We start from the raw sequence: 22,620 nt of genomic DNA on the forward strand, positions 1-22,620 counted from the left end.
TACTATTGGGATTATATATCTAATCTACTATTTCTACTCTATCTCCGATTCGAATTCCCCCTGTTTTGATTACTGAGGCATAGACTCCGAAATGCAAATCAAACTCTTTATGTAATTTTTTCAAAAGCACTGGGTCCTTCTGAAGACTATCCGGGTCCATCGTAATCACAACACATCTCTCACAAAAACTATCTACCTGTAGCTGTACATCCCCAATGTTGAGCCGGCGTCCAATCCAATCTCCTTCAAAAAGAGAATCATCATTCAGCGCGATAACAAAATTCCCGCGAAAACGCCGTTGATCCAAGGAATGCCCCCAGGTTGCCTCCAGTTTTTTTAAGCTGGCATCCGTAATGAGTAGAATACTAGCGCCATCCACGGATAGGAGCTGCGGATGTTCTGGCTGTGGATGTGCAGCTTTTAGACCAGACATAGTGATTGGAGTTTTGGTTTGGCTTTGGATTTCTTCCAATAGATTATCATCCCATCCAAAGGTTCGCCCGTCTGATGCCGTTACATGGATTTGTCCATCTATAAATTGCGCTTGATAGGTAAGCATATTCGGTATATTTCTAGCGGTGATATATCTTCGCCAGCCCTCTTTTGACTCATCGTAAAAGGAGCAAAAACGGTCACCAAGCATTCCATACGGTTCAATCATACAGCTTTCTAATTTTTCACCCGCAAATGACTTGACCGGGTAACGATTAATTCCTTGAATTTCACCAACAACTGATAACATAATACAACGCCTCCACTTGTCTTAAAATGCAACGTATCTTCCTATTCTACCTGATTTTATTTAACTGTTGTATGAATATCTAATAACCCAGAAATTTTATATGTTTTATTGAGTTATATGTTTTATACTATGACTGTTAGACATATTGCATTTTGAAATAACACTCACTCCCCCATAAAGAAGAGAGGTAACCTGCTGTGCGGACAAATGATTTTCAAGGTTTTGACTTTGTTTTTACTCAAGCCGTGATGGGTATGGCCCTTATTTCGCTTGATGGAACGTTCCTAAAACTGAATTCAGCATTATGCGACCTCTTGGGGTATGATGAAACCGAATTAACTACACCCTCTCCAACCGTCCGTACCCTTCTAGATCAGATTCATAAATTCATTTCACTAGGAAGCTCTCTTCCATCTACGAGTACTGATCCGCAGAGACTCGAAGTAGATTATTTCCATCCCACCGGACACCGGTTATCTTTAAAAGTCTCCATATCTATCCTTTCGGATGACATTGGTAAACCCATATTTTATTTTACTCAATTCGAGAATAAGACCCTGATCAGGGAAATGGAGACTCAGCTTCAGGTTGTGAAGACCCATCTACTTGAAAAAGAGAGCTCTTTTCTACAGCTGCTGGAGGAACTGCCTCAGCCCGTGCTTATCACTAGGGAAGGGATCGTTCTGTATGCAAATTCGGCAGGTTTACAATTAATCCATGCAGAAAGCCTAGATCAAGTGCTTGGTCTATCGACTATGGATATTGTCGACTACTCTAATTATGAAATTCTCTCAGAACGAAGAAAGAAATTCAACACTGATAGAACAACAGGTTCTGTCTGCTACCTGATTAATTGTTTAAATAACCAGCAGAAATATGTGGATGGAATTACATTGCCGATTATCTTCGAGGGAAACGAAGCGTACATTGGCATATTTAAAGATATATCCGAGCAAGTATTGGAAGATGAACGACTGATTCAGTCCGAGAAATTATCCACAGCAGGACAGTTAGCAGCTGGAATCGCTCATGAAATACGGAATCCTCTTACAGCCATTAATGGTTTTATGAAGCTACTGCGCTCTTCCGAGCGGATGAATGATAAATATATTTCCATTATTGAGTCAGAATTGAAACGCATCGAGTTCATCGTCAACGAACTGCTTGTCTTATCTAAACCCCAAACCACTCATATTAGTAAACCAGTGGATTTATTGTCTTTGCTGGAACAAGTCACCACACTAATGAATGGACAAGCTGCCCTAAAAAATCTCAAGATCCTCCCTGTCTGTACTGATCATTCCATTTGGATCAATGGTGAGGCTTATCAGCTTAAGCAGGTATTTATTAACTTACTTAAAAATGCGATGGAAGCAATGAATCATGGGGGAAACATCTATATTCATGTGCAAACCTATGACAGAGAAGCCCGAATCAGTGTGCAGGATGAAGGCTGTGGGATGACAGAGGAACAGATCAATGCCCTCGGCAAACCATTTTATACGACCAAAGAAACAGGAACAGGCTTAGGTTATATGATCACACAAAATATTATACATAATCATGGCGGAGCGATCTCTGTAGAAAGTATTCTGGAGCAAGGAACAACTTTTACTGTGAGTATTCCAACGATCATTACACCTGAGGAACCTATCATGTAGAAGTGAGGTATCGCAACATCATGCAAGAATGCCCCTAATTTTCACATTATAATGGTTATACATAATTGGAAAAGAAGGTGCAGCAATGACTCGTGAAGTTCGAACAGTAGTTTTCGATCGTGACTTAAAATTTGAGGCCTATCGATTCGAAGGTATTATGCAGAAGTTTCCCAACCATTTTCATGACTATTATGTCATAGGTTTTATTGAACAAGGAAAGAGACATCTGCTATGTAACCAAGAAGAGCATATTCTTAACAGCGGAGATGTGGTCATCTTTAATCCGGCGGATCCCCATGCCTGTGAACAGATAGACGGGAGAACGCTTGACTATCGCTGCATCAATATTCAGCCGGAAGTCATGCGTGAGTATGTGCTAGAAATTACCGGCATAGACTACTTACCGCGGTTCACACACAATGTCCTCTACCAAAGTGAACTGTCGAGCCCTTTACACGATCTGCACCAAATGATATTAGAGGATCAATCCGATTTTCAAAAAGAAGAGTTATTTCTATTTCTCCTTGAGCAGCTTTTGAGAGAATACACGGAGACAGAAACCCTCTGTCCCGCTCAAGAGCCTACTTCTGAAATTAAAATCATTTGCGAATACATAGAGTTACATTATGCGCAGAACATTACGCTGAACCAGCTAAGTGAATTGAGCGGCTTAAGTAAATATCACTTGCTGCGTTTATTTACCAGACAGAAAGGAATATCACCTTACCGTTACTTGGAAACTATTCGCATCAACCACGCCAAAAGGCTTTTAGAACAAGGAATATTGCCAATAGAAGTGGCCTCTCTAACCGGATTCAGTGATCAGAGCCATTTCACAAATTTTTTTAAAAGACTCATAGGCTTAACCCCTAAGCAATATATGCGTATATTTGTTCAACAAACGGGAGTAAAGTCATCAATGGAACTTACGAAATGATAAATCAACGCAAGATTAACACAGGACATCTGCTGGCATTGCTTACGATTTTAATCTGGGGAACCACCTTTATCTCCACAAAAATACTGTTAAAAGACTTTACGCCTGTGGAAATTCTGTTCTTCCGTTTTCTTATTGGGTACTTTATACTGTTACTGATCTATTCACGTCCAATCCGAACTACATCCTTTAAAGAGGAATTACTCTTTATCTCAGCAGGTCTTTGTGGAGTCACGTTATATTTTCTTATAGAAAATATTGCCCTAGTCTATACCCTTGCATCCAATGTAGGTGTAATTGTCTCCATCGCTCCATTTTTCACGGCGGTTATCGCTCACTTCTTTTTAGAAGAAGAGAAATTTCATAGGCAGTTTTTTATAGGATTTTTGATAGCCTTGGCAGGAATTATATTAATTGGGCTGAACGGGAGTTATCTTCTGCAACTGAACCCCATCGGCGACTTGCTGGCATTGTTGGCACCTGTGGTTTGGGCAATATATTCAGTGTTGATGCGAAAAATAAGCCTACTAAAGGCTCATACTATAGGGGCTACCCGCAGAGTATTTTTCTATGGTCTGCTGTTTATGCTGCCTCCTTTGTTTCTGTTTGATTTCCAGCTAGGTCTGAGTAGATTCAAAGAGATTTCAAATGTAGCTCACCTGCTTTTCTTAGGTCTGGGTGCCTCGGCACTGTGTTTTTTGACTTGGAATAAAGCTGTAGGGATTCTAGGGGCTGTAAAAACAAGTGTATACATCTATATTGTGCCTGTAATTACAGTGGCAGCTTCCGCCCTTGTTCTGAATGAAAAGATCACCTGGGCGATCCTGACGGGAACTTTTTTAACGCTCACCGGTTCATATATATCCGAACGCAAACCTAAATAACCACACCATCTTTAACATTTAATAAAAAGAAGCCCCAGCAGCGTGATGCATACTGGAGCTTCTTTAAGTTTCATTCCATACTCAGAACAGCGAGACAGGAATAAGCTTTCTTCCGCCCTTGATCAGGGTCGATTCTAGCATGTCCCCTTTGACGCCTCCAAAATAAAGCTGCCAATACACGCCAAAACGCACGCTGACATCATTCTTCACCAGCTCCGGCGGCGTAACAATCAGCCATTGGAATTTGAGTGCCTTGGAAATTTCGAAGACGGGGTCAAGCACGTTATTGGAGACCATTTCTCCGAAAGGATTGTCATATAAAAAGACCGTCCAGCCTTTATTCTCACGATTCACCCGTTTATGCGTCATGATCATCATTGCGACCAGCAGCTGTACAGATTGACGTTGCCCACCACTGCCGACTGCTTCATCCAGTGCGCCGCGATTAATAATCTCCCAGTCCGAATAATGATAATCTTCCGGTGCGGCGTAGAGGAAATAATTCTCCGTTACCGGTTTATACACTTGAAGTATCGGAAAGCGGTTCTGCAGCGCCGCATAGACAATTCGTCCGTCATTAATAACCTCTTTGATTACCAGCGCCGGCACTTGTTCTATCTTGGGATACTTTTTGAGCAATTCATTGATGCATTGATTGAAGTAGTCACTCACCATCGGCTCTACCTCATCGCTTGTTCTTGGCACATTGATATTCTTGTAATTCAGACGTACCAGCGGGAAGGCATAATTATTCTCGTTATGAATAATCATCCGGCGTTCCATTCGCTTCATAATATCAATGATTTGTACCACTCGTAGAGATGCCCGGCCAACCCACATCTTGCGGGAGAGATCCATGCCTTCCTTATCGCTTTGAATGCTCTCGATCTGATCGCGCGAACTGCGTAGCATGGAATCTAGGACTTGCAGTGCAATGGCGAAATTATCCCAATGGACCGTATTCAATCGATCTAGAATCTTGGTCTCCAGTTCGGAATTCCGTTCATTTTTCGCAAGTTTTTCGGTTAAGGAATTTTTCTCTTCCTTCACCTTTTTGGAGATCTCATCCTGTCTAATCCGGCTATCCTTAATGCGGAGAAGCCAGTCGGCTACTAGAGGCTCGCAGCTTTCTCTAACCCTCAGCGTTATTTCTTCTGGCACACTCCGTAGGTTGACGCGATCCTCAATATGCGCGTTCATTATTTTGATTTGATTGGATAAAGTCTGAAGGAGGACATCGATTCGGTCCAAGGATCTTTTACACTGATTAAGCATAAGCTCATTCGCTTGGCAGCGCTCCTGAATTTCTGTCTCCTTATCCCCTAGCGCCTCATTCCAAAGCTCCACGGCACGTTCATGTTTCTCTTTGATCCCCTTCTCTACTTTGCGCAACTCTTTCTGCAAGTTCTCCAATTCAGTCTGGCAGCGGATGTAACCGTCGTGAACAATCTGATAGTCTTCCTCCAACGAAGTAGTATCCGTCTTTTGGCGATTTCTTGCAGCCATAATGGTCTCAGACGTTTCCGTAGGTTCAGTCGCCTTCCGCCAATTCACATCCACTTGATTCAGGCTGGATTCAAGCTCAGCCAGATTCTCGCTTGCTGCTTTAATCTGTGCAGCTCTTGTCCGAACTTCCAGTTCATTTTCAGTTAATGATTGCTGTAGACTTTCCACGGTACTGAGCTGCTGCAAGAGAAGATTCTGCTCTACAGGATCTACAGGTATGACTTCTCCTTCATCAGAAAGCTGGTGGTCTGTTGGGAAAACAATCTCAGGAAACCATCGTTGCAGTCTGGGGAACAACGCATATTCGGTTTCTCTCGTCCATTTATTGCGTTGTCCACTCAAGCTTTCCATTTGCACCTTTAGGTGTTCAAGCTGCTGATCTTTACCTGCTAACTCTTTGCTCACCAGATTCTTTCGTTCGATTATTTTTTGTTTTTCCTTATAATCTTGTTCCTGTTTCTTCGTCCGTTCAATCCAAGCTTGCAGAACCCCCGCTCTCTGCTCATGCTCCACACTTAGAACTTTGTTCTCAGCGAGCTCCCGTCCGATCCGGGTAAGCGTCCCTTCGTTCTCATCCATCTCATTGCTCAGATTGTTAATGCTCTGCTGAAGTTCAGCCTGCAGTTTAATAAGGGCATCATGCTTGGCTGTAAGCGTCATGGTATTCTCAGTTTGGAATAAACGGTCATATTCTTGACGCACCGATTTTAACTTAGATAAATAAGCTTCAGAGTCCTGAAGGATCTGCTCCTGTTCTTTGAGCTTCCCCTGAATACTGCTCTTCCAATCCTGGAAACGATCCGGCTGCAAGACCATTTGCGGCCCTTGATTCGCAAAAAGCATGAAGGATGCTTGATGCGAAGCTGCCATCTCTTCACGGATAAAGATCGGCACCGCTGATTTAAGCAAGGTGTCCTTCATCAGTTCCGGCTGAATTTTATCAGCTTCGCGCCGGGTCATAATCAAACTATATGGAAGTAACGGATATTGCTCCAGTTCTTCCTCACGTTCAAGATACGGACGGTCATTTAAGTAGGAACTACCTAGCGTTGATTGAATCTTTAACGAATCGAGTGTATCTTTGACCGTCAGAATATCTGAATTGGGTAGCCAGTAGGATTGGTTCTGAAGTTCCACATCCATGAGCTGATTATAGTAATCCCTTCTGGAACGTTTAGTCTGTTGCTCTACTTCATCTATTTTTCGGATAAAACGTGCCGGGATAACATCTTGTTCTTCAAAAAGGCCGGTAGCTCCTAAACGATTATGCTCTTCATACATTTCCAGCAGGACAACGAGCTGTGACCATAACTGGGATTCTTTCTGAGTCTGTGACTCAAGCAGAACCCCAAGCTCGTCCGCTTCACGCTCATAAGAACGCCGTTTCTCATTCAGCTCAGCATGACTCTTATGCAGTGCCAGCTTCCGAATCTCTTCCTGCTTGTGCTGTTCTTCCAAGTCTCCAATGTCTTGAAGAATCGTTTTGGCCGCTGAGATCGTACGCTGCAGGGCAGCTGCCGGAGAATGGGCGGCATCCTGCCCATATTGGGCTGCGAATGCTCCGAGTTCTTCCGTGTATTGCCGAATAGATAAGGTCAAATCATTGATCTGATTATCCAGCCCGGCCAGCTCCACCAAGAAACTTTCCCTTTCCTTGCGCAATCTTCTCTCTTCCACCGTTAGGTCTTGCTGTGCTGTCCCAAACTCTCTGATCGTTTGCTGCCAGAGATTAAACACCACATCCCACTGTTTCCGCAGCTGTTCCTTGGCTGCCTGAATGACCTCTTGCCGTTCTTTCATCTCCAGAGAACCTTCGATAGCTTGAATTTCTTTTTGCCACTGCTCAATTTGCCGGGTATGGAGCAACCGTTTAGCCAGAAAATAAGCTACTTCAAGCTTCTTCTCTTGCGCTTTGGAATCCTCCAGCCGACCACGCGCACGGCTCTGATCATCACTGAGCTTCTTAAACTCTTCTTGCTTCAGTTCCGTTTCTTCCTTGCTGCGTAAGTATTTAAGATTGTCTGTCTCAAAGCGCAATTGCTTCGCATCCTGATAACGTCCAGCCAGTTCATCAGCAATCTTACTTCGCTCAACTTCTGCATTTCTCTGCTCTTCATAGATAACCGTATAGATTTGGCGTCCACGTAATTCCGTTTCTTGAACTACGTTTTCTGCTTCCACGCCTAGTTTTACCAGCTCATAAAGTGGTGCAGCCATACTAAGAAACTCTGTATAGACCTGCTCCCGCTGTTCAAGCATCGGCAAGCGCTGAGCCACTGTTGCTGTATCGATAAACATCCGCTGCAGCGTATTGTCGTCTTCCTTTAATCCTTCATTCAGACTAGATCCGATTTCAGGAATAATCAGCTTTTCGAACAAGTTATGATTGGTGAAGGCATCATTCTTTTTAAAATAACCTTTGATACCGCCCTCTTCACCATTGATCCGCCGCATATTACGCCACTCGGCGATATGGATATCCCGGGTAGCCAGGAAGTCATAATATCTTTTCAAATCCGAGCTATGGCTGCCAAAAGGTACAATCTCTCCCCGCCGATCGCGCACAAATTGCTGGATCGTTTCAAAACTCGTAGGTTCAGCAGTCACCTCGTCAAATAACGGCAACGTTGATAGCGTAAGTTCAGCCGCTTCACCGTAATCTGTAAGTGCGTACAGCAAGTAATCCACTTTGATATCCTGCTGATCAAGCGAATTATGTGCCGTCATAGCGATTCCCGTGGTCATATACTCATTGCGCTCATTGTTGTCGAGATGCCATTCGATAGCTACGTGAAAAGTGTACGGTTTAAGTTGTTTTTTATGATTATGAAAGAATGCCTCAACCTGGTTCTCACTGTCTTTGCCCCATGGTGTTTTGGGCATCAATAGCTGGAAAATGGATTGCAGCAGTACGCCCTTTCCACCGCCATTCATGAGCGTAATAAGCGTATTAGCGGGTCCCTCTTCGTTACAGAGGTCCAGAATCATGTCGTCGTATTTCTTGAGCATCTTCTCGTATTTAAGTCCTGTAATTCGTATGCGTTCAATCCGCGGCATAGGTAGCACCGTCTTTCTCAGCTAAAGTTCTTCCAATGAGGCTCTTTAATTCCTGGTATCGATCGACATCATGATATAAATAACGCATTCTCTCATAAAGCTCTTCCCGAGGAAAGATACGCTTCTCTGTCTCAGAGATGAATACGAGCTTCTCCTCCTCCAGAAGTTTCATGCCTTCATGAATCAGCCCAATTCGTGAGCCTGCGCCTCTGGTCAGAAGATCGCTTTCTTCCTGACTCTTAGTCTGCATGTAAAGACTGGTCCATACCTTAAACATCGCTTGGATATCAAGCTGCCACTGCTGGCTGAATCGTCCTTCCTCATCCATCTGAATCCACGTCTGAAAGAGAGAGGACACTTGATCAGCAATTTGAATATAGGACATACTGTCCTGCCCAGACTTAAAATGAGTCTCATCCTGATCCATTTCGGCCAGAAAAACCAGAATAATAATATTGATAATATGTAAGTGAGTTTTACGCTCAACACGTGAATATTTGTTCTTCAACTGGGTGAAGTTGGTTGCAAACACTGATCCCAGCGGATTAACTAGCAGATGGAGACGGTGCCCGGAATTCATCACCCGACAGCCCCCTTCTTTAGCAACGTACTGAAGTGCATCATAAGTTCCTGCATCCTGAAGGCATTCTGCCGCTGCAGGGTCATCGAGAGGAATTACTTTTTTACGGAGCAATTCAAAAAATAGCCGCGAAGCTTGCTGTACCTGTTCTAATGTATAACTCATGTTAGTAACTTCTCACCTCTCCACGATCGTAATCATATATGGACTCATATCCAGACCAGGACACCGTACCCTTGAGGCTGGTTCTGGAGCAATGCTCGTCCGCAGCGTTTTGCCGCGTAAACTCTCCAACAGAAGATCTTCCGCAAGCACATATTGGATTAGCTGTTGGCATTCATCAGAAACGCCGCTACCACCTTCTGGTGCCTGTTCCTGCACTAAAATATCTGTATGAAAAAACTGCACCCACAGATCAACAGCATCCGGTGTGTTAGCCCACCCTGTTAGTTCTTCGGCGGAAAAAGCGTCTGCAGTAAAGGTAAAGCTTCCCTGCTCAGCCAAGGCAGCAAAAACCGGCATCCACAGCTCCACTACTTTTCTCCATGGAATACCTTTAGGAATATATTGAACAGGCTCAGTGTCCACCTCATCTTCGAAATCATCCATCATTAAGTCGGGGATAAACCCTACCTCTTGTTCCTCCCAAGCCCAAGGAAGCGGATAAACGAAGTCCTGATTCGGAGCGAATAATCCGCTGAGCAGCAGTTCAAGACTGTCACCGCTTGGCAGACCCTCCTCTTTCACCCATTCCTCCCATACATGTGTACGGAAGTTAAACCCGGCTGCTCCCCAGAATAATTCAGGGAAGTTCAACCTTAAATTGGTCTCCATCTCAAAAATATTCAACACTACCTCAGCCAGCTCATCGTGTACACGCCTAGAAAGCTCGACTCGTTCAGAGAGAATACGGATCTCATTGAAGTCGATCACGTCTTTCTCATCATTGGCCAGCCGGGCCAGAGAACGGTGAATACTGTCAAAATGTTTGCGTTCCTCCTCGAACTGATGATGAATCTCTTCGAGTCGCTGATGCCGAGCTACTCCGAATTCACTAAAAATATGCTTCGGATTGCGGCGTAACGCATTGCGGTATTCTTGCTGTTGCTGAGTCATCTTACGGACACGGGAGATCAGTTCATTAACATCCTGAAGAGCCCGAGTTACGCGCCCATGCTTTATATGCATTTGAATCTCGAGCAGTTTGATGCTGATCTGAAATTCATCAATAATCTCATGGCTCATAAAAATGAGCTCCATTGCATATTCAGAGAGTCGATAGATGGTTCTGCCGTTCTCTTCCCAACTGCTGCGAGTCGCATCCTCATCCACCGTGAAATACTTATATTTCTGCACGGACATTTGCCGGGTCACATCATCATAGAAAAAGGATTCGAAATCCCCACCATTCCCGCTCCACAATAAACCGTCCACGAGACGCTCTACGGATTCGGTAGTCCCAAGATTGGCGATATTAAAACGTTCCAGCGCAGTCCAAGTAAGCTCAATAATATCCTCTTTGGATCTTCTCTCATTCGATTCTAGCTCCAGATAATAGACTTGCAGCAGAACGCTTAAAGATACCATTTCTTTGTAAGGTTGGATTTCGCCAAGGTTCATGCCAGCCCCCAAATTCCACAGGGGATTCAATCGTTTGTTTCGTTCGCCAAAATCCGACCAATTCATCTTTCTGCTAACCTCGCCATCACTTCATAATTTAAAATTTCCTGCGGAACTCTCCGGTCCTCTTCCAGCAATCGTTCCATATATGACTTTAGTTCGGGATAATTAGAGAATTCTTGAAGTACATTGTGTAGATGATCTGGGTTACAACTCTGGGGAACATTATACATATACGGTTCCTCAGTCAGTTTCATCATCTGCTCATAAATAGGGAGCGCCAGTCCAAGGTTTAAATCCGGATAACTAACCTTTAGTTTACCGTATATGTCCAAACCTGCTTTATCCATATCCCCGACATATAACAAGGTGGTTTGAAGGGGGTCAATATCCAATTCTTCAAGAAAGAGTAGGCTACTATCAATCTTCCAACCTTCACCGTAAATTAGCATGTCTGGAAACAGACCACAGATCTTCTTTTCACTAAGCATTAATCGTTTGGCTGAATGGAAAAATGACTTATTCTCCACAATAAGAATATTCCGAACGGGAACTAATGAACTGAAGTAAATAAATGGCTCCCTTGCGTTTACACTTTTTAAACTTTCCAGCGTAAGTTTAAGTCTAGTAAGAAATTGTTTACCTTCAGTTTCGGAGAGCCACTTCTCCTTACCAAACAGTTCCAGTGACCTTTCTTCTGTTGTAATGATTTCGCGATCCTTCGCCGTACGCAAAAAATTAGATACCTGCACAATCTGATCCCAAACCTCTTGTGTCTGAGTTTCAGGACGAATCAAGTAATAATGAAGATCCAGTAGATTCTGTACGCTTAACACGGCTGAAGGATCCCACCCCACTTGAGTTGAAACACTCTTATTTAACCAAAAATATGTATACATATAAGGCTGTTTAGAACTCATCGGACTGGACTTCACCGGTTCTAAGAAACCTTCAGCAACAAGCTCGTTTATACTATCCGCCAAAACACGAAATCCTCCGGCCCATAGATATTCTTCCTGTGTTTTATAAGCAGAACTAATGACTTCTTGTTCAATGCTGTCAAGATTTATTTTTCTTCTCCCTGTACGCACAGTTCCGTACTTGTTCTCCAACAAATTAATTATAATTACTCTCAATTCATCACCCTCACTAAAAGAAATAAAACCCCTATACATCCTGTATAGGGTTCTGAAGCACGGGAATATATGTTTCTATTATAACAATCCTTCAAAGGTTATGCTATTTTTGTTAAACAAAATAATAGATTCTATTGTTTACACTTTCCTATCAAAAAAGAGGTTATACTACGGATTTTCACTTTAACACATAGACTATTTACAGTGTTAGGTATCGCTAGAACATAATTAGGGAAAAACTCCCTGAAAACAGTCGATATTCGCTCTAAATGATCTGAATTAGGGAATTGCTCCCTAAAAATCAGGGAAATCTCTTCATTTTCCACCAAATCAGCTAAATAATAGGGAGGTTTTCCCTAATTATTAGCCGGATGACAAAAGATCGCAGAATTACAGGGAGAAATTCCCTGATTTTTCTGTTGAAGCTTCATTAACCCTTATAGACTCCGCAAAAAAAAGACAGCCCCAAAAACCATGAAATGGCTGAATGGGACCGCCCTTTTTTATTAACTACTCGGCAACTCCTGGCGTAAACGCCATACAATACTGCTCAAGTGTGCTATTAGGTAGAGGAATGACCTTAACCGTACGGAACTGATAATGCTCATAAACGGGCAAATTGCTCGGTGTCTGTGTCTCTAACGTACATAACGTATTGCTCATACGACATTCCGCGAGTAGCGGTGTCATGATTTTTGATACATATCCTTGACCTCGATATTGATCCTGCACTGCAAGCATATCCAAATGTTTATACTTCTGATCCCCAAACATTGATAACCACAAGGAACTCATACTACACAAAATAGATAAACCACGTATAAATCCTCGCACCCCAATGATTCGGCAAATCGGCAATGACTTAATTATCGCAAGGACTATCTGTTTCATATACCTGACGTTCGAAATCACTGTCCCTGTCTGACGCTCCGAATGGAACACTAAAGCCACTGCTTCAAAGTTAGTAGAAGTCGTTAGTAAATCCGAATATGGATACAACATCTCAATGTAACGATGAAAAAAAATATTCAACACGCGTAATCGGGTTGATTCATCAGGCAAGATATGCTGATATAACGGATCATTTTTGGCAAATGCTTCGGCCAGAACACTGGCTGCTCTTGGAATATCATGCTGCTGAATTTTTAGTAATGTACTACAAATAGTTCCACCTCATTTAATAGTCTTATGAATTAGTATAACTCGTCCAATTGAATATGGCACGATGGTTCTATTGTCATTTCTTTATTGAATACGATATGATTGAAAAGATTACAAAAATACTGGGAGGTAAAATGGAAGATATTATACTGTGGCTTAAATACTTGTTTCTAGGGTTTGTTCAAGGGGCAACTGAGCCAATCCCCGTCTCTTCGAGCGGCCATTTGATCATCGCACAGAAATTGCTAGGCTTAAAACAAAATGGGCTATCATTTGAAATTTTAACAAATACGGCTTCACTAATTGCGATTTGTTTTATTTTCCGCAAAGATATCGGAAGATTGATCACTGGATTCGTTCAATTTATTCTGACCCGCAAAGAGGAATATAAGTCGGATTTCCTCTTCTCTTTGTACATCATCATCGGTACCTTGCCTGCGGTAATTGTTGCCTTACTCTTCAAGGATCAGATTGAGGATATCTTCTCGTCGGTTCATACCGTATCCATCGCCTTGCTTGTTACAGGGGTAGCTTTATGGTTGATCCGTAACCTTCGCGGACGTAAACAAGATGGTGACTTAAAAGCGAAGGATGCAGTTATAGTCGGACTTGCCCAAGCAGTCGCCCTTATTCCTGGGATAAGCCGTTCTGGTGCAACTGTCATCTCTTCCATCGCTGTGGGAATGAAGCAAGAAACTGCTTTACGCTTTTCTTTTATGCTTTATATTCCTGTCAGTTTGGGCGGACTCGTTATGGGCGCATCTGATATTGCCCACGATCCTAACCGCTCGCAGCTAGCCATTCCATACTTGATTGCATTTATTACTACACTTATCGTCACTTATTTCTCCATGCGTTGGTTTATGGGGATTATGGCTAAAGGTAATTTGAAGTATTTCTCTTATTACTGCTTCTTAGCTGGGATACTTCTCCTCATCTTTATGTAAGACATAACTTCAATTAAAAAACCTCATGACAATCTCTGAGATCACAGAGAGAGCATGAGGTTTTTTTGTACTATTTCAACATGGATATTACTTCATCGCTCGACCGGATCTTACCTATGCGAGGGAAGATAGTTTTGCATACATAATCATGTTCTTCTTTAGCCATCGCGGTCATAGCATCTTCTACAAAAACTTGATGATAACCAAGCTGATAAGCTTCTCTAGCAGTAGTATCCACACCAATCGAGGTAGAAATACCACATAATACGATCGTGTCTATTCCGCGGCGTCGTAACTGCAAATCAAGATCAGTACCGAAAAATGCCCCCCACTGCCGTTTGGTAATCAGATGTGCATTTTTGATATTCGCTAATTCTGGTACGATGTTGTCCCAACCTTCTGGATAGGTCACGGAATTCATTTTCAAATCAGTTTTAGGTTTAAGCATATCTTGCCCATCTAGCCATGACACCCTCACCAAAACAACAAATCCTCCTTTCTCCGTAAAGGATTGGGCTAATTTGCTGGCATTCTCAACCACCTGAGCACTTGTATGCGGCCCCTGCTTTGGACTGTGGACAATTCCCTGCTGCAAGTCGATCACGACTAGCACCGTTTTACTTGCCTCAATACTTTCAGATGCTAAGCTTGGTAATTCTTCCATTGTCTTCTCTCCGATTACTATCAATTTTTGTATACTACAATTACCCTATATTACCCAATAGGTGTCCCATTAGGTAATTTAATATCTGGCTTCAAGAGAACCACATCCCCTTTATCCGGTATTCCTCCAAGAACTAATACTTCTGATTGGAAACCCGCAATATTTCGAGCAGGAAAGTTAACTACCCCAATGATTTGTTGCCCTACAATCTCTTCGGCCTTATATCGTTTAGTAATCTGTGCACTTGATGTTTTGCTTCCGATATCTGGTCCAAAATCAATTTGGAGTTTAATCGCAGGTATTTTTGCTTTTGCAAAAAACTCCGCATTAATAATTGTTCCAACACGAACATCAAGTTTTAAAAAATCATCAATAGTTACCATTTGCCATCCCCCTATTTAGCTAAAACATTTTCCGACTACTTATTTACTTATTTTGAATGTTGTACTTTAAAGATTTCGCCCAAAAATACATTCCCATACCGAATAAGGTTATTATGCCACCTAAAAACTGGAATAACGATATAGTTTCCCCTAATAATAGATATGCAAGGACAATGGCAAGAACAGGCTCACCAATAATCCCAACCGAGACAGTAGTTGCTCCAATCGACTTTAACAAAAGGTTAAAGATGTATTGACCAAAAATAGTTGGAATTATTGCAAGAAGCAAAAAATAAATCCAATCTGATGAAGCATAATTAATTAATGAGACATTATTTATCAAATTGTACACGAGCATAACAGTACCACCAATAAAAAAGACGAAAATGCTGTATTTATTTGCATTGATTTTGCCGCTTACTTTTTGCCCGGCCAACAGATAGACTGAAGCAAAGAATGTGCCAATTAACGATAAACCATCGCCGATTAGTGCATCTTTCGAAACCCATATGTCTCCCCATGCAATAACAATCGAACCTAAAAGAGCAACAATCAGGCAAAAAACGGTTAGCAGGTTAACATGTTCTTTGAATAAAAAGTAAGACCCCATCATAACAAATAGCGGCTGTAACGATAAGATCACCATGGAGCTTGCAACTGAAGTATAGACCAATGATTCCATCCAGAATAAAAAGTGTAACCCTAGAAATAGGCCGGATAAAATAACGATGGCCCAATCTTTTTTATTCATCTCAGTAGAACGAGCCATTTTCCCAGATGTAAAACAGAGCATGATGATTACAGAAATAAACAATCTATACATCCCGGCCACTGAAGTAGGTGTATCTGAAAGTTTAATCATGATTGAAGAGATAGAAACGGACAAAATACTGATAAATAACAGAATAAACGGATGAAATAGTATAGACGGTTTATTTGAACTAACCATAGTTCCTCCAAAATGTGTGACAATCCCTGTGCACAGAATTGTATGATAAGTCTAGGCTGGATATAATAATATCACCGTCAGGGTCTATATTGTGCAACTATATCTTTAATTTATATAGAAATATCGTCAAATAAGGAGAATAAGCACTTTGAAAAAGCAATTGCACGAATCCATTCAATTTCCTGATGATGCATTTCCATACATCATGTACACTCATACCAATTATGAATCTATTCCTAATGGCAGAGGGGTTAACGATCTACATTGGCACCAAGAACTACAAATTACTTTAGTGACCAAAGGGAAACTAACCATACAAGTCAACGGAATCAATTATGCTTTAGAAGCAGGTCAGGCCATCTTTATTAATAAGAGCGTACTTCATATTGTTACATACCTTAACCAAGAGGGTGAATATGTTAGTTTTAACTTCCCAGAGAAGTTACTTGCTTTTTATTCTGATAGTGCAATGGAAAAAAAGTATGTACTTCCGTATACCAATTCATTCTTGTTAAGTTTAGAAATCAAAGGAGATAAGGACTGGCATAATCAAATCCTACAAATTCTTTGGGATATGAAAAAAGAATTTGAATCGAAAAAAAAATGGGGATGGGAGTACGAAGTTTCTATCAAAACAGTCCAGTTATGGTTAATCCTTATATCAAATTTTTCTCTATCCTCTGAGGAATCGTCTAAATATAACAGACTCCAGCAAGAGAGACTACAATTAATGCTTAGTTTTATTCACAAAAACTATTCTAATAATTTGACATTGAAGGAAATAGCAGATACAGCACATCTAAGTGTATCGGAGTGCACTCGAGGTTTTAAGAAAAGTATCCATATGACTCCGTATTTCTACTTAATTAAATATCGCATTAATAAAAGCTGTGATTTGTTAATAGCAACTGACTACACGATAACTGAAATCGCACAGCGAGTTGGTTTCAATAACGCAAATCACTTTATCCAGTCTTTTAAAAAACACTTAAACATAACTCCTAAGGAGTTCAGAAAAATTAGAAATGAACGAACTTAAAAAATCAAAAAAGGCAGAGTCGATCACTTTGTCTGATTGCCTTGTGTTAGCGTAATTTCGATGTCCTTCGTAAATCTCGAATATATTTCCAAGACACAAGCTTAATGTTTTCATTTTCTAATAGTCTATGATTTCGGGAACGCCATATAAACGATATCCCACTCTTTTCCAATAAAGTTACGTTTATATCTTCAACCTTTTCGTCCTGCATGAATTAGTGTTCAATTCTACTATATGATAAACTTGCAAGAAGTTATCTGCTATTTATCTATTAATAAAGGAGCGGAAAAATGAGATGGGCAAAAAGAAAAAAACATTACCCGCCAATTTTGCCGAGCTGGTTAAAACGAATGATATATCTGCCTTAAAAGAGGTATTTGAGCTATGCGAATGGGATGCCCGTGGGGGTTACAGCAAAGGTACCGCCCTCAGCTTCCGGCAAATACCGGATGAGATGGTTTCCTGGCTTGTGGAGCAGGGTGCTGACATCAACGCTGCCGACAACTATAAGCGTACCCCTCTTCATGCTCAGGCTGCAACCTGGTCCGGAAATGTCCCCTTACTCCTTGAACTAGGTGCAGATATGGAAGCTCTGGATTACCAGAATGAGACACCGCTGCACTCAGCAGCTGCTTCTTACAAAACAAAAGTAGTGCGTGATCTGGTGGTACGCGGCGCAAATGTCCATGCAGAAAATAACCGGAAAAACACACCTCTCGCCAAAGGATTATTACAATGCCGGAATATCGATATAGTTCACATGGCAGAAATCTCGCGAATTATGCTGGATGCAGGAGCAGTAATCACGCCGGAGATGAAGGAATCCGTGCGGCGTATCGGCAAGGATTTTGAATTCGTCAGAACAAATTACAATAAAGATCGACTGGATGAAACTGCAAATGCTCTCCTGGAGCTGTACCGGCAATTTGATGTCGAGCCTATAGCGAAACTGCAGAGACATGATGGAATCTCTCCTATCGAGGTAACGGCAACCGCATGGCCCGCACAGCACCAAGAGCTGTGGGATTTTCTCGTCCCTGCTTCAGGACACGCGACAACGGTGCAGGGTGAGGTTATCCGCATCACAGGGCGGGTGTCTCATGAAATCCTTAATAATGGCGGAGGAAACTGGGATGCCGATTACCGTAAAATGCTGGATGCACTGATACGGCATTTTAGCACGGGAACGCCTTTAGAGCCCGTCCTTCTTCAAGAGGCAACATCACTCGCCAAACGGTTCCGCAACATCGCTGGCAATGAGCAACCAGCCAGATTATGCGAGCTGGCGGTGCAATGGGTACTTGCCAATCCTCAGCCTATTTCTATGACACAACCCGATTATTCCCGTTAAGTCTATCCTGAATCCTTAACGTGTCTATTATCTAACTAAAGAAAACAAAGAAACGCCCCGAAGAAAAAACTTTGGGGCATCAATTTACATGAATTCTAGATCCAACAAGTTTTAAGGATAATGACGAGAAGAATGTAAAGCACAAGAATCGTACCCGTTGATGTCCAAGGATTAATACAAACTGGAGCCTTTTTTTGTTCTTGAACGCCCCCAACACAGTTATACCCCATTTAAATCCCTCCCTAATTAATTTTTTTAAATTTCACAACAGCATATGACTATGTATCATCAAGTGATTGGGCATTAAACAACTTTGCCGCTTGTATCTAAGTCTATGATTCAATTCATTTTCTTTAACTTGACAAGCATACATAACTTTATGCTAATATAGACAAATCAATAACGTTGATATATCATCTATTCTTCAATTAGGAGAGATCATATGGATTCAAGAGAACCTTTAGGTTTGGTCATTCGAGATTTGCATTTAGAAATAGCAAATTATTTAACAAAGTTACTTGCTCCTTTTCGACTTGCACCTGAACAGCATCTACTTATGGCTCTGATGCTTGAGAAAGAAGGTCTATCTCAGAACGAGATTGCTGCTAATCTTGGTAAGGACAAAGCCAGTGTTGCCCGAATGATCGCCAGCTTAGAGAGCAAAGGTTACATACACAAAGTAACAAGTGCGCAAGATCGCCGAGCGGTAAATGTATATGTAACAGAAGAAGGACGGAAATTAGAGAATACTATAAATGAGGTGACGGTCAATTTAAACGAAATTATCGAGTCAGGATTATCTGCTTCAGATTACTCAACGTTAAAGACTTTGCTAACACATGTGCTGAATAATGTAAGAAGTGCTTAAAGCATTTCTCTCCCCCATATAGTTGATATATCATCTATCATGCAAAAATAATCCGAATCAAAATTCTGAAAAGAGGTTCATCATTATCATGGAATCAACATCAACTGTTCAAGTTAAACGTCCCGCTCTTATGGCCTTCTCGCTTATGCTAGGTGCATTCGTCGGGCTATTCAGTGAAACCGCCTTAAACATGGCTTTTACAAATTTAATGGATGAATTTTCAATCAACGCCTCAACGGTTCAGTGGCTAACCACAGGATATTTACTTGTATTAGGAATCCTCGTTCCAATATCCGCCCTATTAATGCAATGGTTTACCACTAGACAATTATTCACAGCTTCTTTACTATTATCTATCGTCGGCACATTAATTGCTGCCCTCTCGCCCAATTTCACCTCATTATTAATTGCACGATTAGTGCAAGCCTTAGGGACAGGCTTATTGCTTCCATTAATGACCAATATTATTCTTATTATTTTCCCTGCACATAAACGCGGAACTGTCATGGGAATGATGGGACTCGTTATTATGTGTGCACCGGCCCTTGGACCTACTCTATCTGGTTTAATTGTAGATCATTTGGGCTGGGAGTATATCTTTTGGATAAGCTTACCTTTATTGTTATTTACATTAGGTTTCGGATTAACATTCATCAAAAATGTAGCCAACATCACAAAACCTAAAATTGATATTTTATCCATCTTGCTTTCTACTCTTGGATTTGGTGGAATCGTCTTTGGTTTTAGTAACTTTGCTGATCATTCTTTGAGTGAAATCATTGTTTTGCTGCCTCTTATTATTGGTTTCATCAGCTTGATTTTGTTTGTATTACGGCAATTTAAATTGGAAACCCCAATGCTGAATTTACGGGTATTTAAATATCCTATGTTTACGATAGGTCTTATAATGCTCTTTTTAGGGATGATGATCATTTTATCTTCTGCAATTTTATTACCTTTATATTTAAAAGGAGGTTTATTGTTATCGGCCACAATGGCTGGTACTCTACTTCTTCCAGGCAGTGTTATTAACGGGGCTATGGCTCCAGTTACGGGTAGAGTATTCGATAAATACGGTCCGAAATTATTGCTGCCGCTTGGATTTTTTATCGCAACCATTGCTGGTTTTCTATTTACAAGAAACTCTACTGAAACCAGTAGCCTAACCTTTATTTTAATACACTGCGCAATGTTTATCGGATTAGCTATGGTCATTATGCCCGCTCAAACCAATGGGTTAAATCAATTACCCGTGAAATACTATCCGGATGGAGCTGCTGTTATGAGTACACTTCAGCAAATTGCAGGTGCTCTTGGTACAACGTTCGCTGTTACGCTAATGTCTAGCGGACAAACACGATTTGCAAACACACATCCAACCGCTGCACAGCCTGAAATATTAACCGCTGGAATTACACATGCTTACTTATTTATCGCAGCAATTGCAGCTATAGGATTGATTTTATCGTTATTTGTGAAGCGTATTCGAGTGTATTGATTTGTCTGTTAAAAAGACAGTGGACATTAACTGCCCGCTGTCTTTTTTTTAAGTATAACCCTAAGGCTTTAACTCATATGTTTTTCATAAAAAACTAATGTTAAGTTGTCATTTATTTTTTTGGTTTCCCCCGTGCTTCTATACCCTAACTTTTCATATAAATAGCAATTTCTTTGCTCCTGTATAATACTATCCAGCTCCCATTTCTTTGCATCTTTATATCTCTGTTCAATGATTGCAAAAACCTGCTGGGCAATCCCCTTCCCATGATGTTCTGGCAATATAAAGATGATGCTGACCCGATAAGTTTTATTATCCTTTTTAACGATACGGACACCGCCCACAGCAATATCAAAATACTTAATCATATAATAATCTGCAAAAGACTGATTAATTCGATCCCTGATTTGTTCCACAGATTCATTGGCTGGGCTGGTTTCATAATCTTTATATTTCTCCAGCAATGGCATAAAAGCTTTGACTTGCATTTCATGAATAAACGCTGCGTCGCTCGCGTCTGCTTTAGATAAAGAAATCTCCATAAAGTTATCCCCCTCCGATAGTTAGTAAATATATAAGCTGTCAGATATTCTTTTTATCCACCGGTTTAGAGGAATCTCTAAAAGAGCCCAAGATCCCCGTAAACAGTCCAATTAATCCAATAAAAACGCCTATCCCGCGACCACCCTCATAGGCCAATATCACAACTACTCCAAACAATGTAATGTGAAGACCAAAAAGTTGAGTTTGTAGCACACTAGGCCGGATAAAATCTAATAATGCTCCTGCGTGAAACATTACAACAACTAGCACAATTAGAGCGGTTAAGATCCATAATCCTAAACTAATCATCCATACCTCCATTAAAATTTATTATCCACTAGGCACTCCTGATTTCAAATAAAGACACTTGAGCCTCCCGGCTCCAGCGTCTCATCATGTTGATTTATGGTTTGTTTTTGGGAAGGATATAGAGTGTTCCGTCTTCTTTATATTCAGCATAGGCAATATCCTCAATGCAATTATAACCAGACTCTCTGACGCGTTCCTGAATCTGCTCCTTGTTCATCGATCTGCCCCGCATGGACTCTTCCAGTACCCTGCCTTTATCAATAACTGTTATGGAAAAAGCAGAAGACTGCTCAGCTTCAGACTTGCGCATAACCGATAGAGAGCCGTTCGTTTCAAGCAGAGCATACCGTACTTCACTTAGGGAGAAGATATTTTGTTGCCTCAGCATGAACAGCAGTTGGGTATACTCAATATCGTATTTCTCCAACAAATCCTGATTCACTTTGCCATCGTCAATTAGCAGCACTGTCCGGCCTTCCGCCATGTTCCCGAATTTCACAAAATGGGTGGTCACCTTTTCGAACAGATAAGATAATGCGGTCCAAATAAAAAGAGCAAACAGCAGATGCCAGATCTTCACCTCATCATCATATATCGTATTGCCGACAATTTCACTTAAAATCAATGAAGACAGAAAATCGAGTGGTGTCAATTGACTAAGCGTCTTGCGGCCGGTAATAAAGGTAATGATCCACAAACCAAAAAAGCTGATGACCAATTTGACGCCTATAGATACAAATATCTCCATTGCTGCACCTCCAGATGGGACTCGTACAGGCTCATTG

22 protein-coding genes are annotated in these 22,620 nt (G+C 41.4%); 9 read left to right on the forward strand and 13 right to left on the reverse strand.

Annotation, left to right across the window (positions count from 1 at the left end; genetic code table 11):
* Positions 1–19: 19 nt before the first annotated feature.
* A complete protein-coding gene (locus tag MHI15_RS02700) occupies positions 20–742 on the reverse strand; it encodes an MOSC domain-containing protein (RefSeq protein ID WP_076281544.1) in 723 nt (240 codons plus the stop codon).
* Positions 743–939: 197 nt separating this feature from the next.
* Between MHI15_RS02700 and MHI15_RS02705 the strand changes: the two genes are divergently transcribed.
* The 3 genes from MHI15_RS02705 (at position 940) to MHI15_RS02715 (ending at position 4,224) form a co-directional block, all read left to right on the forward strand.
* On the forward strand, positions 940–2,403 hold the full coding sequence (locus MHI15_RS02705; RefSeq protein WP_254847671.1) for an ATP-binding protein: 1,464 nt from the start codon (positions 940–942) through the stop codon (positions 2,401–2,403).
* 85 nt (positions 2,404–2,488) lie between these two features.
* Positions 2,489–3,340, forward strand: coding sequence for an AraC family ligand binding domain-containing protein (locus tag MHI15_RS02710; protein ID WP_076190650.1), 852 nt, complete (start codon positions 2,489–2,491; stop codon positions 3,338–3,340).
* Positions 3,340–4,224 carry a DMT family transporter gene (locus MHI15_RS02715; protein WP_341164504.1) on the forward strand — a complete coding sequence of 295 codons (885 nt, stop codon included), beginning with the start codon at positions 3,340–3,342 and terminating at the stop codon, positions 4,222–4,224. The genes MHI15_RS02710 and MHI15_RS02715 overlap by 1 nt, the downstream gene beginning before the upstream one ends.
* An 81-nt stretch (positions 4,225–4,305) precedes the next feature.
* Here the strand turns inward: MHI15_RS02715 and MHI15_RS02720 are convergent, their stop codons facing one another.
* The 5 genes from MHI15_RS02720 to MHI15_RS02740 form a co-directional block, all read right to left on the reverse strand.
* Positions 4,306–8,787, reverse strand: coding sequence for a hypothetical protein (locus MHI15_RS02720; RefSeq protein WP_339187669.1), 4,482 nt, complete (start codon positions 8,785–8,787; stop codon positions 4,306–4,308).
* Positions 8,774–9,532: a DUF6063 family protein gene (locus tag MHI15_RS02725; RefSeq protein WP_076190642.1), complete on the reverse strand. Its 759-nt coding sequence runs from the start codon at positions 9,530–9,532 to the stop codon at positions 8,774–8,776. Before MHI15_RS02725 ends, MHI15_RS02720 begins: the two co-directional genes overlap by 14 nt.
* Positions 9,533–9,544: 12 nt before the next feature.
* Positions 9,545–11,053 (reverse strand): hypothetical protein, encoded by a 1,509-nt coding sequence (locus tag MHI15_RS02730; protein WP_143761875.1) that lies wholly within the window; start codon positions 11,051–11,053, stop codon positions 9,545–9,547.
* Entirely contained in the window at positions 11,050–12,099 is a 1,050-nt protein-coding gene (locus tag MHI15_RS02735) for a Wadjet anti-phage system protein JetD domain-containing protein (RefSeq protein WP_340396916.1), read from the reverse strand. The genes MHI15_RS02730 and MHI15_RS02735 overlap by 4 nt, the downstream gene beginning before the upstream one ends.
* Positions 12,100–12,633: 534 nt before the next feature.
* On the reverse strand, positions 12,634–13,014 hold the full coding sequence (locus MHI15_RS02740; protein WP_256720975.1) for a GNAT family N-acetyltransferase: 381 nt from the start codon (positions 13,012–13,014) through the stop codon (positions 12,634–12,636).
* 98 nt (positions 13,015–13,112) lie between these two features.
* On the opposite strand from MHI15_RS02740, the gene MHI15_RS02745 reads away from it, so the two are divergent.
* Together MHI15_RS02745 and MHI15_RS02750 are read left to right on the forward strand one after the other, a co-directional pair.
* On the forward strand, positions 13,113–13,289 hold the full coding sequence (locus MHI15_RS02745; protein ID WP_256717547.1) for a hypothetical protein: 177 nt from the start codon (positions 13,113–13,115) through the stop codon (positions 13,287–13,289).
* A 129-nt stretch (positions 13,290–13,418) separates the two neighbouring features.
* Complete coding sequence (locus MHI15_RS02750; RefSeq protein ID WP_036688882.1) at positions 13,419–14,231, forward strand: undecaprenyl-diphosphate phosphatase; 813 nt, start codon at positions 13,419–13,421, stop codon at positions 14,229–14,231.
* A gap of 70 nt (positions 14,232–14,301) precedes the next feature.
* On the opposite strand, the gene MHI15_RS02755 is transcribed toward MHI15_RS02750, so the two are convergent.
* The 3 genes from MHI15_RS02755 to MHI15_RS02765 are packed head-to-tail and all read right to left on the reverse strand — an operon-like array spanning position 14,302 to position 16,140.
* On the reverse strand, positions 14,302–14,895 hold the full coding sequence (locus MHI15_RS02755) for a hydrolase (protein WP_341164107.1): 594 nt from the start codon (positions 14,893–14,895) through the stop codon (positions 14,302–14,304).
* Between the two features lie 50 nt (positions 14,896–14,945).
* On the reverse strand, positions 14,946–15,278 hold the full coding sequence (gene csaA, locus MHI15_RS02760) for a chaperone CsaA (protein WP_076182994.1): 333 nt from the start codon (positions 15,276–15,278) through the stop codon (positions 14,946–14,948).
* A gap of 43 nt (positions 15,279–15,321) precedes the next feature.
* The gene (locus MHI15_RS02765) at positions 15,322–16,140 is read right to left on the reverse strand and encodes a DMT family transporter (RefSeq protein WP_339187680.1); all 819 of its coding nucleotides are present in this window, start codon (positions 16,138–16,140) and stop codon (positions 15,322–15,324) included.
* A 235-nt stretch (positions 16,141–16,375) separates the two neighbouring features.
* On the opposite strand from MHI15_RS02765, the gene MHI15_RS02770 reads away from it, so the two are divergent.
* Both MHI15_RS02770 and MHI15_RS02775 read left to right on the forward strand, forming a co-directional pair.
* Positions 16,376–17,266, forward strand: a complete 891-nt coding sequence (locus MHI15_RS02770; protein ID WP_076306935.1) for an AraC family transcriptional regulator — start codon at positions 16,376–16,378, stop codon at positions 17,264–17,266.
* A gap of 295 nt (positions 17,267–17,561) precedes the next feature.
* Entirely contained in the window at positions 17,562–18,617 is a 1,056-nt protein-coding gene (locus MHI15_RS02775; protein ID WP_076190631.1) for an ankyrin repeat domain-containing protein, read from the forward strand.
* Positions 18,618–18,712: 95 nt separating this feature from the next.
* On the opposite strand, the gene MHI15_RS02780 is transcribed toward MHI15_RS02775, so the two are convergent.
* Positions 18,713–18,793 (reverse strand): YjcZ family sporulation protein, encoded by an 81-nt coding sequence (locus MHI15_RS02780; protein ID WP_232061537.1) that lies wholly within the window; start codon positions 18,791–18,793, stop codon positions 18,713–18,715.
* 266 nt (positions 18,794–19,059) lie between these two features.
* On the opposite strand from MHI15_RS02780, the gene MHI15_RS02785 reads away from it, so the two are divergent.
* Together MHI15_RS02785 and MHI15_RS02790 are read left to right on the forward strand one after the other, a co-directional pair.
* Positions 19,060–19,485, forward strand: coding sequence for a MarR family winged helix-turn-helix transcriptional regulator (locus MHI15_RS02785; protein WP_076183004.1), 426 nt, complete (start codon positions 19,060–19,062; stop codon positions 19,483–19,485).
* 82 nt (positions 19,486–19,567) lie between these two features.
* Positions 19,568–20,983 (forward strand): MDR family MFS transporter, encoded by a 1,416-nt coding sequence (locus MHI15_RS02790; protein ID WP_143761881.1) that lies wholly within the window; start codon positions 19,568–19,570, stop codon positions 20,981–20,983.
* Between the two features lie 68 nt (positions 20,984–21,051).
* Here MHI15_RS02790 and MHI15_RS02795 read toward each other — a convergent pair whose 3' ends face one another.
* The 3 genes from MHI15_RS02795 to MHI15_RS02805 all read right to left on the reverse strand — a co-directional run bounded on the left by MHI15_RS02795 (position 21,052) and on the right by MHI15_RS02805 (position 22,583).
* A complete protein-coding gene (locus MHI15_RS02795; RefSeq protein ID WP_076307654.1) occupies positions 21,052–21,525 on the reverse strand; it encodes a GNAT family N-acetyltransferase in 474 nt (157 codons plus the stop codon).
* A 40-nt stretch (positions 21,526–21,565) separates the two neighbouring features.
* The gene (locus MHI15_RS02800; protein ID WP_076276110.1) at positions 21,566–21,835 is read right to left on the reverse strand and encodes a hypothetical protein; all 270 of its coding nucleotides are present in this window, start codon (positions 21,833–21,835) and stop codon (positions 21,566–21,568) included.
* Between the two features lie 94 nt (positions 21,836–21,929).
* Positions 21,930–22,583, reverse strand: coding sequence for a DUF421 domain-containing protein (locus MHI15_RS02805; protein WP_076190621.1), 654 nt, complete (start codon positions 22,581–22,583; stop codon positions 21,930–21,932).
* Between the last annotated feature and the right edge of the window lie 37 nt (positions 22,584–22,620).

This window comes from Paenibacillus sp. FSL H7-0918, assembly GCF_038007025.1.
Taxonomy (GTDB): Bacteria; Bacillota; Bacilli; order Paenibacillales; family Paenibacillaceae; genus Paenibacillus_AQ; species Paenibacillus_AQ odorifer.